Raw genomic sequence first — 12,937 nt, 5'->3', positions numbered from 1 at the left:
GGCTTTGCCATTAAAGGGGACAGCCTGATGGGCTACAGCACCTATCTGCAAGCTGTCTGTACGGTGTTTATGGCGTTGTTCGGGGTAAATTTCAGCATTTTCTACCTGATCCTCCTCCGCCAGTTCCTGAAGGTGCTGAAGAACCAGGAGCTTCTCATGTATCTGGGCCTGATGCTGGGCAGCATTGCTGTCATCACCTGGGACATTCTCCCCCTGTACAGCCAGGTGGGCGAGGCCCTGCACCAGGCGGCGTTTCAGGTCTCCTCCATTATGACTACCACCGGCTTTGCCACCGCGGACTTCAACCAGTGGCCTGCTCTCTCCAAAACCCTGCTGGTGCTGCTGATGTTTGTGGGGGCCTGCGCAGGGTCTACCGGCGGGGGCATGAAGGTGGCCCGGGTGCTGCTGCTGTGCAAGGCCGGGCGGCGCAACGTGAAGCGGATGCTCCGGCCCCGGTCGGTGTCTCAGGTGCACATGGACGGGCAGGCGGTAAACGAGGAGGTTTTGCAGAACACCTACAGCTATCTGGCGCTGTATGGGGCAATTATGGCCCTCTCCATTTTCATTGTGGCGATGGACGAGTTCTCTCTGGAAACCAACGCCACTGCGGTAATCGCCTGTCTCAACAACATTGGCCCCGGCCTGGACCTGGTAGGGCCCATGGGCAATTACGCGGCCTTCTCCCCAATCAGCAAGCTGGTGCTCAGCTTTGACATGCTGGCCGGGCGGTTGGAGCTGTTCCCCATGCTGATGCTCATGGTCCCCATGGCCTGGCGGCGGACCTGATTGTCAAAGCAGATCAGGACTGCGGTCAGCCTCCTGTGAAAACAAAAGCCTTCCGGGGCTGTCCCATCTGCGGATGAGGCAGGCCCCGGAAGGCTTTTCTGTTTTTGACACGCCTTAGATAATGGCGTTTTCTCCCTCTTTTTTCAGGTATTTGCCAATGGAGATGACGCCGCCCATAATGCCGAACAACGCCCCTGCCAGCAGATACCCCCCATACAGCCACCAAACATAGGGCTCTATGTCGATGACCGTCAGGAAGGTGGTGATGCTGTACACAATCTCCACCACCTTGTCATACCCCAGATACAGGGCCGTAGCAGAGATTCCTCCGGAAAACACACCGATGAGAACGCCCTCCACAATAAAGGGCACCCGCACAAAGCCGTTGGTGGCGCCCACCGACTTCATGATATTGATCTCCATGCGCCGGGAGAAGATGGTCACCTTCAGGGTGTTGGAAATAATAAACAGCGACACCACGCCCAGCACCACCAGAATGCCCAGGCTGGCATAGCGCACCACCCGGTCCAGGTTGCTTAAAAGATGGGCCACCTTCCGGTAGTCCGCACAGTGGTCCACCCCTTCCAGACCTTTGACGGCCTCCATAGTCTGGTCGTACAGGCTCAGGTCCTTCATGGAGATGGTATAGGAGTCCGGCAGGGGGTTGTCCTGGCCCTCCAAGGCGTAGAACAGGTCCTCCTCGCCGCCCATGCTCTGTATGGTGTTTTTCAGCCCGTCCTCCTTGGGGACAAAGGTGCACTCCGCAATGTTGTCCAGGGCCCGCAGCTCTTCTCCCAGCTTCACAGCGCTCAGGGGCGGCAAACCCTCGTCCAGGTAGACATTGATGCTGTTATTGGCCTCTACCGACCGCATGGTGGCGCTCAGGTTGACAGAAATCAGCCCTGCCAGCCCCGTCATCAGCAGACAGGAGATCAGCACGCACACCGAGGCAAGGCTCATGGTACGGTTCTTCCACAAGCCCTTCACACCCTCTTTGAATAAATAACCAACACTGTGTATTCCCATTCTGATGCCATTTCCTTTCCAAATTTCGGGCTAAAATCACAAGGCTCCTGCCCTGTCAGCGCCTTCCGTCCTTTTTCCGGCGCTCCCGCAGGATTTCCTCAGGCACATCCTCCGCCTGGGCAATATTCATCACCTTTCCCTCTTCATCATACCGGGCCGGCGTAGAGAGCGCCTCTAAAAGACTGGGCTCATCCCGGTCAAACTGGGGCACCGGGCGCAAGGGCTCTTCCGAAGGGGGCTCGACCTCCTCCGGCTCAAACTCCTCAAAACGCTCCTCCTCATTGTCATATTCCGCGTAGTCGTCCATTTCCGGCTCCTCCCCAGGAGGCTCCAACCGGGCCGCCTGCTGCCGGGCCTCAAACTCCTCGGGCGGGGCGTAGCTCTCCGCCATCTCGTTGGTGTCCGCTACAATCTGTCCCCCGTGAATTTGAATAATGCGCTTGTGGAAGTGCTTGACCAAGGAGTGCTCATGGGTCACCATCAGAATCGTGGTGCCCCGGCGGTTAATCTCGCTGAGCAGGTCCACAATCTCAAAGGACAGGGCCGGGTCAATGTTGCCGGTGGGCTCGTCGGCAATAATGAGCTCCGGGTTGTTCACCAATGCCCGGGCCAGGCCCACCCGCTGACGCTCGCCGCCAGAGAGCTCGGTGGGGTAGTGCTTGGCCTTGTGCTGCAGGCCCACCAGGCTGAGGATATAGGGCACCCGCTTGCGGATGGACCGCCCGGAGGCCCCCACCACCCGCATGGCAAAGGCCACATTGTCGTACACGGTCATGTGGTCAATCAGCCGGAAGTCCTGAAACACCATGCCCATCTTCCGGCGGACATAGGGAATCTTCCCCTTACGCAGCCGGGAGATGTCTGTGCCGTCCAGCAGAATCCGTCCCGAGGAGGGCCGCTCCTCGCAGGTAATCAGCTTGAGAAAGGTGCTTTTGCCCGCGCCGGAGGAGCCCACAATAAACACAAACTCCCCCTTGGGCACCTTCAGGTCCACATTGTGCAGCGCCTCTGTGCCGTTGTTGTAGACCTTGGAAACATTTACAAATTCTATCATAATTCATTTCCTTATTTTGTGGATTAGAGCGGTCAGACTGCTCATGGGCAAGCCCTAGAACTTGCTGTTATTGGTCAGGTAACGCTTGACCATCAGCGCCACCTTGAAGACAATGGCGTCCTCAAACTCCCGCAGGTCCAGGCCAGTGAGCTTTTTAATCTTCTCCAACCGATACACCAGCGTGTTGCGGTGGACAAACAGCTTGCGGGAGGTCTCGGAGACATTAAGGCTGTTCTCAAAGAAACGCTGAATGGTGAACAGGGTCTCATGGTCCAGGCTCTCGATGGAGCCCCGCTTGAAGACCTCCTTGAGGAACATCTCGCACAGGGTGGTGGGCAGCTGGTAAATCAGCCGGGCAATGCCCAGGTTGTTGTAGCTCACAATATCCCGGGCCGTGTCAAACACCTTGCCCACCTCCAGGGCCGTCTGGGCCTCCTTGAAGGACCGGGCCAGCTCCTTGATGTTGTCCACCACCGTGCCGATGCCCACGCAGCAGTGGGCGTAAAACTCCCCGGTCAGGGTGTCCACAATGGACCGGGCCAACTTGTCAATATCCTTCTCAGTGATGTCCGGGCGAATCTCCTTGACCAGCGCAATGTCCGTCTCGTTGATGTTGATGACAAAGTCCTTGTTCTTGTCCGGGAACAGGTTTTGCAGCACCTCAAAGGCCGAGACCTCATTCTTGTCGTTGACCTTAATGAGCAGGCACACCCGGGAGACGTCTGAGTCAAAATGGAGCTCATGGCTTTTCAGGTAGATATCGCCAGGGAGGATGTTGTCCAGAATAACATTTTTAATGAAATTGCCCCGGTCATACTTCTCGTCATAATACTGCTTGATGTTGTCCATGGCCACAGCCAGAATGCGCACATACCGCCGGGCGTCCGGGTCCGCGCCGGAGACAAAGGCCGCATAGCCGGGACGCCGCCGGCTGCCAAAGGACTTGAAGGTATATTCGTTGTCAATAAAGACCTCGTCGCTGCCCATGTTCTCCATCACACCGTCGCCAAACACATCTCCGACACGACTCAGGTCGCTGCAGGCAATCACAACAGAGGACTCGTCCATGACGCCGATGGTGCGGTCAATGGCATCACTCATCTGGTGGATGATGCCCTGAAACAATCTGTTAGACATAAATTTCTCCCCTCACCTTTGATATATTGGTAAAAACAGCGGACAAAAGGCAAGTCCACCGAGCGTGGAAACAACTATTGCTATTATACACGATTTCAACAAAAATTTCAAGCAAAACCTAAAAGCATATCAGAAAAGCCAAGAAGCCGCCCCCACAACACCGGCCCGCCGCCCGACCTCAACTCAAGGTCGGGTCCCCCTCATAATAAGCCCAAAACAAAGGGACCAGCGGCTTTCACCGCTGGCCCCAAAAATGGCAAGCTTTTAGTTGATAACAGTAACCTCGGTCTCCTTGTCGAACACATGCATCTTGTTCAGGTCGAAAGCAATCTTGCACTTATCGCCAGGCTTCGCAGTGGAGGTGGGCTCCACACGGGCGGTAACAGCGTTGCCCTCGCAGTCCAGGTACAGATAGGTCTCAGCGCCCATCAGCTCGGTGACCTCCACCTCGCAGGTAACATGGGCGCCGCCCACCTTCTCGATGAAGTCGGGCTCGTCATGTACATCCTCGGGACGAATGCCGAAGACAACCTCTTTGCCCACATAGTTGGAGATGGTGGTGCCCTCCGCCTTCTTGGCGGGGATGGTGATGGTGCAGGCGCCAAAGGTCAGGGTGAAGTCGCTGCCGGACTTGTTGCACTTGGCGTCGATGAAGTTCATCTGAGGAGAGCCCATGAAGCCGGCCACGAACTCGTTGACAGGATACTCGTACAGGTTCTGGGGCGTGTCCACCTGCTGGATAAAGCCGTCCTTCATTACCACAATGCGGTCGCCCATGGTCATGGCCTCGGTCTGGTCATGGGTAACGTAAATGAAGGTGGTGCCCAGCTTGGTGTGCAGCTTGGCAATCTCGGTACGCATCTGGGCGCGGAGCTTAGCGTCCAGGTTGGACAGAGGCTCGTCGAGCAGGAAGACCTTGGGATCGCGGACAATGGCGCGGCCCAGAGCCACGCGCTGTCTCTGACCGCCGGACAGAGCCTTGGGCTTGCGGTCCAGCAGATGGGCGATGTCCAGGATGCGGGCAGCCTCTTCCACGCGGCGCTTGATCTCATCCTTGGGAGTCTTACGCAGCTTCAGGCCAAAGGCCATGTTGTCAAAAACCGTCATGTGGGGATACAGGGCGTAGTTCTGGAACACCATGGCGATATCGCGGTCCTTGGGAGCGATATCGTTGCTGAGGGTGTCGCCGATGTACAGCTCGCCCTTGCTGATCTCCTCCAGGCCGGCGATCATGCGCAGGGTGGTGGACTTGCCGCAGCCGGAGGGGCCGACCAGAATGATGAATTCCTTGTCAGCAATCTCCAGGTTGAAGTCCGTAACGGCTGTAACGCCGCCGGCGTAGATCTTATAGATATTCCTCAGACTCAAGCTTGCCATATGTTTTTCCTCCTGTCAGGCTCTGCGAGGGCGGACAAGGCCGCTGGGCCAGCCCCAAGCTGCTTTGCGGGCTCAGTCCCAAGTGGCGCTGTTGTTGTGAATTTTGCGCCGTCCTCCTCGGCTGACCTAATTGATTTATCTGTATTATATCAGAAAATCCGGCAGATGAAAAGCCCCTTTATATCCAAAGTTTTTTAACAGCCTTTGTATGCCTTTACCAAAATTAAAGAGTCATGACAGAATTATGTTTAAAATGACATGCTCCCGGCGGATCCCGTATAATTTGTACCCGGCCCCGCCTCAATGCCTATACTTGGTGTCGGTTTGCCACTTTCCGTTCTCAACAATTTCCCCCAAGTTTTCAACACAACTTGGGGGAAAACTCCGTTTAACCAGCGCAGGCGGGCCTGGGCTGTTCGCGCTTAGAGACTGGCCGGGCCGTTGCCGGGTCAGTCGGTGGGCCAGCCTGCCTCCGCGCCGGTACTTTCCACATTTTCTCCACTCGCAACGCTCTCCTCTGTCACAGCGCTCTCCACACTGCTTTCAGGGACAGGCGTGGCTTCGGCAGCGGCGCTTTCCACGTCGCTGCTCGCCAGACCCTCCGTCCCGCTCTCCAGGGCGCTGGAAGCCGCCTCTGGCCTGGGGGTGGCCTCGCCATAGCGGGCGCTGTCTGCCGCAAAGCCGTGCATAAAGCCGTTTGCCTCGGCACAGGCCAGGTCGCCGCCGATAATCAGCCGGCCATACACCAAAAGCGTTGCGAACACCTCGGTCTCTCCGGGGTAGTTGGTTACCTTATATTTGTACTGGGTAACCACCTCTCCCGCGTAGGGCGCCAGGTCAAAGCCCTGGGCCTGCTGCATGGCGTTGTAGTTCTGGTAGACGTCATTGAACTGGGCCGGGATCATCACCTCACGGGTCTCGGCAGGCCCGGCTTCTGTCTGCCAGCCGAAGCTCTGAAGAAAAGCCACCCGCTCCTCGTTGGTCTCTCCGGTAAAGGTCTGGGCCTGGGGCTCCGTCCCCTTGCCCCACCGCAGGTAGGCCACCGCAGCTACCACTGCCGCCGCCAGAACAAGGAACGCAATGATCCGCTTTCTGCTGGCCTTCATTGACACGAACATTCCACATCGACCTCTCTTTTCAGCGGCTGTATGCAGCTGCGCCGCCTGTTTTCATGGTCCATTCTTATGCGGGAATGTCCTGGGCTATGCCAATGGCCTGGCGTTTTTGAATTGGAACGGCAAGACGTCGCCGCAGGAGTGTCCTAGAGAAAGAGGTTATGACCATAGAGTGGTCTCCGGCTGCTTGGGAGCCTTGCCCCTAAGCCCCCCTCTTTGAAAAAGGAGGGCGAAGCTTTTCTGAACGCCCACCAAAGCCTTGCTTCATAAACGCTTCGTTTTGGGTACGCCTCGCTGCCCCAGTCAAATTGCGTGGCCTGCCGGCCTTAAAAAACAACCTGATTCTTTGTTGCTTCATGGTTTCTTCATGACACGTCAAAGGCTGCTCTCCCTGCAAGCTGTCTGCGTCCCTATTCTATATAGGAAGGACAGACCGGGAAGCTTCTGCTCTGAAACTAACCGGCTGCGGAGCGTCCGCTATTGCGCTTCGCCCCAGGCCTCCGCGCTGCGCCGGGGGACAAACTCCACCCCTACAGGCCCGCCCTCATGGCACACTGTCAGCCAGAACCTCTCTCCCCCACGCAAAAGCGGAAGGGAGAAAAAGCGAACGCCTCCCCCCCGCGCCAGCTGCGGCCTCTGCCCCAGGGCGGCAAACCGAATCCCCTCTACCCCCTGGCTCAGCCCCAGCCCGGTATATTTGATATAGCTCTCCTTACAGGTCCACAGCTGGGTCAGCGTCCCGTCAGGGGAGTCTGTCTGCCACAGCCCGGCCTCCTCGGGTGCGGCGGTCCGCTCCCGCAGCGCCGGAGAGAACCGCCGCGCCCGCTCCACATCCACGCCCAGAGGCAGGGAGGACAGCCCGCAGACTGCCAGCCCGTGGCTGTGGCTGATGTTGAACTGCAGCCCCAGCTCGCGAAAAAACGGCTTGCCGTGGGGGCCATAGCAGAGCATCTGGTTCACGTCCGCCCCCTTTGCCCAAAAGGAGGCAGGAAGCGCATCGCGCCTTTGCAGGGCATATGCCAGCAGCGCCCGGCCTGCCCGGGTTTCGGTCCGCTTCTTTTCTCCCCGTGGCAGGTCTGTGGAAAAGGATGTGATATAAAGGGTAAGCATTCTGTCAGTCCTTCGCGGTTTTCTGCTCCTGGAACAGATTGTCCCGGGTGATGTTCTTCAGCCATTTGCCCGAGCGGTAGCGGTGAAGCACCCAGGGCCACTTGACAAACTCGTCCAGACAGAGAATGAAGTAGACCCAAAGCACCGGCAGCTTGAGCACAAAGGCCACAAAAAAGCCCACCGGCACCGCATAAACCCACATGGTGAAAAAGTCGCAGATGAGCCCGAAGCGGCTGTCGCCCCCGGCACGGAACACCCCGGCGATGAGAGTGGTGTTCACCGCGCAGCCCATAATGTAGTAGCTGTTGATCAGCAGCATGACCCCCAGGTAGTCCAGAGCCGCCTGGGTAAAGTTGCCCCCCTGGGCATAGCCCAGCACAAAGGGCCGGGCCGCCAGCACAATCAGCCCCCCTATGGCCCCGGAGGCCACGGTCACCCACAGCAGCCGTCTGCCGTCTCCCCGGGCCTCCTCCATTTTGCCCTCGCCGATTTTCTGCCCCAGCAGAATGCCCCCGGCGTTGGCAAAGCCAAAGCAGAGAATGGTGCCAAAGTTGCGCACCACCGCTGCCAGAGAGTTTGCCGCCACCGCGTCGCTGCCCAGATGACCCAGAATCACCGAGTACATGGAAAAGGCCAGCCCCCACACCACATCGTTGGCCACGGCAGGGAGAGAGAGCTTCATAAAGTCGGTAAACAAGGCCTTGTTGCGCACAAAAATCATGCGCAGCTTCAGCTTGATGTCCTTAGACCGGGCGGACACCACAAAGCACAGGGCCAGCTCCACCAGCCGGGAGATGGAGGTGGCCAGGGCCACGCCGGCAGCCCCCATTTTAGGAACGCCCAGCCAGCCGAAAATGAACAGGGCGTTCAGCGCCACATTCAGCAGCACGGCAATGGTGTTCAGCACCGTGCCAATGGTCACCCGGCCCACACTGCGCAGAATGGAGATATACACCTCCGTAATGCCCCAGCACAGGTAGCACACGCTGAGAATGCGGATATACTCCGCCCCCAGGGCGATGAGCTCCGGGTCGCTGGTGAACAGCATCATCATATACTGGGGGATGGTCAAAGCCAGCGCCGCCACCACCAGCGAGACACTGAGGGAAATGCGCAGGGCAATGCCCTGAACCACCTCAATGGCGCGAAAATCCTTTTTGCCGTAATACTGGGCGCAGAGCATGGTGGCCCCGGTGCCAATGCCGTAAAACAGCATGAACAGCACATGGGTGTACTGGCTGGCAAGGCTGACCGCCGAAATAGCCGACTGGCCCACAAAGTTCAGCATCACCACGTCCGCCGAGCTGACGGCAGAGCTGAGCAGGTTTTGCAGAACAATGGGGGTGACCAGCCGGAAGATCTGCCCATAAAAAGGGCTGTCAAAGCGTTTGGTCTTTTCCATTTCCTTATTTCCTCCGGTAATGTATTGAAAAATATAAATTGGGGATTGTTGACCATCATAGCACATCCTGACAGGGTTTGCAAGAGTAGAAAGCAGGGAAAGCCGCCCGGTCCAGCCTTTTCCCCTGCCTCCCCTTTTGCAGATTATAATATAGGTAGCGCCTAGTCCGTGGAAGTCCCGAATCCCTGGGAAAAAGAGACGGGCGGACGCGCAGGTCCGCCCCTACGAGGTCCCTGAAGGTGAATCTTTATAAAGTGCCTGGCAGGATGCTCTCCAACCAAAAAGGAGCGCCCAAAATGAAGCGTCTATAAGCAAGGCTTTGTAAGCGTTCAGCAAAGCTTTCCCCTTTTCAACGGTGGTAGAGTTTCTAGGGCCAAAGCCCTCCAAACTGCCGAGGCCGTCGTCATAAGCTTTTTCTTTGGACACTCCCCCATCAAAATGCGCCCTTGCATTTTTCCCTGCTTTTTGCTATACTATTACATTATCCTCTCAGAAAGGTCGTGCTAACCATGCCATCTCCCTCCCAAGAGCCTGCCCGCTCCCTGGTCGTGCTGGACTTTGGCGGGCAATATGCCCAGCTCATTGCCCGCCGTGTCCGGGACCTGGGGGTCTACTGCCAGATCAAGCCCTACTGGACCCCTGTCTCTGAGCTGGCTGCCTACCAGGGCGTCATTTTTACCGGCGGTCCTGGCAGCGTTTACGCCCAGGACGCCCCCCTCTGCTCTCCTGAGCTGTTCCAGCTGGGGGTCCCCGTGCTGGGCATCTGCTATGGCGCTCAGGTCATGGCCCATCTGCTGGGCGGCAAAGTGGCCTCTACAGGCGCGCCGGAATTCGGCAAGACCCAGACCCAGTTTGAGGACGCTTCCCTCCTCTTCCGGGACGTGCCCCCCAGCGTCACCTGGATGAGCCACAACGACGCGGTGAACCAGCTGCCCCAGGGCTTTTCCGCCAGCGCCCACAGCGCCCAATGTCCGGTTGCCGCTATGGAGGACCCTGCCCGGCGGCTGTACGCGGTGCAGTTCCACCCCGAGGTGGCCCACACAGAATATGGAAGCCAGATGCTGCGCAACTTCCTCTATCTTGTGTGCCAGTGCGAGGGCGGCTGGGAGATGGGTTCCTTTGCTAAAGGGGAGGTAGCCCGGCTGAAGGAGCAGATCGGAGACCGGAAGGTGCTCTGCGGCCTGTCCGGCGGGGTGGACTCATCGGTAGCAGCCATGCTGGTCCACCAGGCCATTGGGCAGAATCTGACCTGCATTTTTGTAGACCACGGCCTGCTGCGTAAAGATGAGGGCGACCTGGTAGAGCAGGTGTTCCGCAAGGAATTCCACATGAACATTATCCGGGTCAATGCCGGGGAGCGGTTTCTGGGCAAGCTGGCAGGCGTCACCGACCCGGAGCGCAAGCGCAAGATCATCGGCGAGGAGTTTATCCGGGTGTTCGAGGCGGAGGCCGCCAAGCTGGGCAAGGTAGAGCTGCTGTGCCAGGGCACCATTTATCCCGACGTGGTGGAGAGCGGCAGCGGCCAGGCAGCGGTGATCAAGTCCCACCACAATGTAGGGGGACTGCCGGAGGACATTGGCTTTGAGGGCCTGGTAGAGCCCCTGCGGGACCTGTTCAAGGACGAGGTGCGCCGGGTAGGCCTGGAGCTGGGCATTCCGGAGGAGCTGGTGTGGCGGCAGCCCTTCCCCGGCCCGGGGCTGGCAGTACGGGTGCTGGGCGAGGTAACTCCCCAGCGGGTGGCCATGCTCCAGGAGGCGGACGCAATCTTCCGGGAGGAGATGGCAAAGGCCGGGCTGGACCGCCAGACCGGGCAGTATTTCGCAGTGCTCACCGGGGCCCGCAGCGTAGGCGTAATGGGCGACGGCCGCAGCTACGGCGAGACCATAGCCCTGCGGGCGGTAAACACCAGCGATTTCATGACCGCCGACTGGGTGCAGCTCCCCTACGAGCTGCTGGGCCGCACCTCCAACCGCATTGTCAACGAAGTGCCGGGCGTGACCCGGGTGGTGTATGACATCACCAGCAAGCCGCCGGCGACGATTGAGTGGGAGTGATTTGCAGCCTCCAAAATTCCTAGTATTTATGCGGGATTTCTGGCTTTTCCCACCTCTTTTGATAACGATTTGATAACGCTCTGCACCATCCTTATCATTCTATTTGTCTGGTGGTTTGCAGGTAAGTCCATATTATGAAAGCCTATACCGATGGCTGTCGGTATAGGCTTTTATGTTATCTGATTTCGGGGATGGTCTTTACCCATGGCAGTCCCGCATATGCGGGATAATTGTACCGCCATTTATCGTATTCCTCTTTTGTGATTTCCCCTGACTGTAGCTTTGCGGCCTGCTCCTGCCAGGGGTCGAGCAGACTGTGCATGGAGATATACCGGTTCAAGTCCGATTTATCGACCTTGAGGACTACCTCGCCATCAATCTTGTCTATAGTCAGCCCTTTCAAGTCCTCTAGGGCGAACAGTGTGTGCATCAGGCCAAGATTGTGGTCGATGTCGGGGACATTCAGAGCCTCCGGCGCGACCTGCAAATGGTATGCCAATTCTTCTATTACGTTTTGCTTTGGGGTGCGGGTTCCCGATTCGTACTGTGCCACCCGCACGTCTGAGGAGCGCTCCGGAAAGCCAAGGAGCATACCCAAGTACCGTTGTGTCATTCCCCGCAAGTTTCGGAAAAAGCGTATCCTTTCTCCAATCGCCATTTTTTGACAACTCCATTCTGTCTTTTTAGTATACAAGAAGTATAACAGACAAGTTTAGGATAGTCAAGATGTAATTAAGCAAAAAAATTTAGAAAACATCTTGCAAACCCCTTGACACAAGCTAGACAGCTTAGTATAATGGAAATCGCGCAAAGCAAACCAGCTTAGAAAATTGAATGACCGTCTGATTTTGCAACACCGCCATGACCTCCTGCGAAGGAGCGAGCGCCCCATAAAGGACGGCACAGCGCCCACAGAAATGTGCGGAATGCCTGCCGGAGCAGATTCAGTGTAAACGGCAAAGATATGATAATATTTTGAAAGGATTAATTGAATGGAGAATAAGTTTATCCGAGTTGATGAAGTTGCGGCGGAGTTGGATATTTCCAAGCCCTACGCTTACAAACTGATTCGACAACTGAACGAGGAACTGAGAAGTAAGGGGTATCTAACGATTGCCGGGCGGGTGAACCGCCAGTATTTCTTTGAGCGTCTTTACAGCGGAAAGGATGTGGAGTAATGCCGGTATTTAAGAACGATAGCAATGGCACTTGGTATGTAATGGCCTGGTACAAAGACTGGACAGGAGCCAGAAAGCAGAAGTGCAAGCGCGGCTTTGCTACCAAGCGAGAAGCCCAGGAGTGGGAACGCAGTTTTCAAATGCAGACTTCTTCAGACATGGACATGACCTTTGAAGCGTTTGCCCAGCTTTATGAGCAGGATATGCGGCCCCGGTTGAAGGAAAACTCTTGGCTAACAAAAGAGAACATTATCCAGAAAAAGATTCTCCCCTACTTCGGCCAGCGTAAAATAAGCGAGATCACCACCAAAGATGTGATTGCTTGGCAAAATGAGCTGCTGGCGTTTCGGGACGAGAGTCGTAAGCCCTACTCCCAAACATACCTTAAAACGCTCCACAATCAGCTTAGCGCTATTTTCAATCATGCGGTAAGGTTCTATAACCTGCGGTCTAATCCGGCGGCTAAAGTTGGTAACATGGGTACGGAGGAACGTAAGGAAATGCTGTTCTGGACGAAGGACGAGTATCAGAAATTTGCTGACGCTATGATGGACAAGCCTCTTTCCTACTACGCCTTTGAAATGCTCTACTGGTGTGGTATAGTAAAAGCAGTTGAAAAAAGGTTACGTATCGAGTAGAATGAGGACATGAGTTATTCAAAAAGATATAGAGAACGGACAATAGAATATCGGCAGGCC

Annotated in this window: 10 protein-coding genes and 2 pseudogenes; 4 read left to right on the top strand and 8 right to left on the bottom strand. The window is 56.6% G+C overall.

Annotation, left to right across the window (positions count from 1 at the left end):
* The coding region (locus ACTO5E_RS07750) for a TrkH family potassium uptake protein (RefSeq protein WP_482302840.1) at nucleotides 1–786 on the top strand (786 nt) is incomplete at its 5' end.
* 114 nt (nucleotides 787–900) lie between these two features.
* Here ACTO5E_RS07750 and ftsX read toward each other — a convergent pair.
* From ftsX to ACTO5E_RS07715, 7 genes and pseudogenes are all read right to left on the bottom strand, one after another.
* A complete protein-coding gene (gene ftsX, locus ACTO5E_RS07745) occupies nucleotides 901–1,812 on the bottom strand; it encodes a permease-like cell division protein FtsX (RefSeq protein WP_482302839.1) in 912 nt (303 codons plus the stop codon).
* A 385-nt stretch (nucleotides 1,813–2,197) separates the two neighbouring features.
* Nucleotides 2,198–2,866: pseudogene (ftsE, locus tag ACTO5E_RS07740) on the bottom strand (cell division ATP-binding protein FtsE); the annotation flags it as partial.
* Nucleotides 2,867–2,920: 54 nt separating this feature from the next.
* Nucleotides 2,921–4,003: a helix-turn-helix domain-containing protein gene (locus tag ACTO5E_RS07735; protein ID WP_482302838.1), complete on the bottom strand. Its 1,083-nt coding sequence runs from the start codon at nucleotides 4,001–4,003 to the stop codon at nucleotides 2,921–2,923.
* A gap of 264 nt (nucleotides 4,004–4,267) precedes the next feature.
* On the bottom strand, nucleotides 4,268–5,380 hold the full coding sequence (locus tag ACTO5E_RS07730) for an ABC transporter ATP-binding protein (protein WP_482302837.1): 1,113 nt from the start codon (nucleotides 5,378–5,380) through the stop codon (nucleotides 4,268–4,270).
* 449 nt (nucleotides 5,381–5,829) lie between these two features.
* Entirely contained in the window at nucleotides 5,830–6,498 is a 669-nt protein-coding gene (locus ACTO5E_RS07725; RefSeq protein ID WP_482302836.1) for a DUF4830 domain-containing protein, read from the bottom strand.
* Between the two features lie 474 nt (nucleotides 6,499–6,972).
* Nucleotides 6,973–7,605, bottom strand: coding sequence for a 4'-phosphopantetheinyl transferase family protein (locus ACTO5E_RS07720; RefSeq protein WP_482302835.1), 633 nt, complete (start codon nucleotides 7,603–7,605; stop codon nucleotides 6,973–6,975).
* Nucleotides 7,606–7,609: 4 nt separating this feature from the next.
* Complete coding sequence (locus ACTO5E_RS07715; RefSeq protein ID WP_482302834.1) at nucleotides 7,610–9,007, bottom strand: MATE family efflux transporter; 1,398 nt, start codon at nucleotides 9,005–9,007, stop codon at nucleotides 7,610–7,612.
* Between the two features lie 509 nt (nucleotides 9,008–9,516).
* On the opposite strand from ACTO5E_RS07715, the gene guaA reads away from it, so the two are divergent.
* A complete protein-coding gene (gene guaA / locus ACTO5E_RS07710) occupies nucleotides 9,517–11,061 on the top strand; it encodes a glutamine-hydrolyzing GMP synthase (protein WP_482302833.1) in 1,545 nt (514 codons plus the stop codon).
* Nucleotides 11,062–11,236: 175 nt separating this feature from the next.
* Here the strand turns inward: guaA and ACTO5E_RS07705 are convergent, their stop codons facing one another.
* A complete protein-coding gene (locus ACTO5E_RS07705; RefSeq protein WP_482302832.1) occupies nucleotides 11,237–11,719 on the bottom strand; it encodes a helix-turn-helix domain-containing protein in 483 nt (160 codons plus the stop codon).
* A 334-nt stretch (nucleotides 11,720–12,053) separates the two neighbouring features.
* Here ACTO5E_RS07705 and ACTO5E_RS07700 point away from each other — a divergent pair, with 334 nt between their 5' ends.
* Complete coding sequence (locus ACTO5E_RS07700; RefSeq protein WP_482302831.1) at nucleotides 12,054–12,239, top strand: LysR family transcriptional regulator; 186 nt, start codon at nucleotides 12,054–12,056, stop codon at nucleotides 12,237–12,239.
* Nucleotides 12,239–12,841: pseudogene (locus ACTO5E_RS07695) on the top strand (tyrosine-type recombinase/integrase); the annotation flags it as partial. The gene ACTO5E_RS07700 and the pseudogene ACTO5E_RS07695, both read left to right, overlap by 1 nt.
* Nucleotides 12,842–12,937: the final 96 nt, after the last annotated feature.

Source organism: Acutalibacter sp., assembly GCF_056800975.1.
Note: the sequence above shows the minus strand (reverse complement) of the source record. Positions and strands in the feature narration are given on the sequence as shown.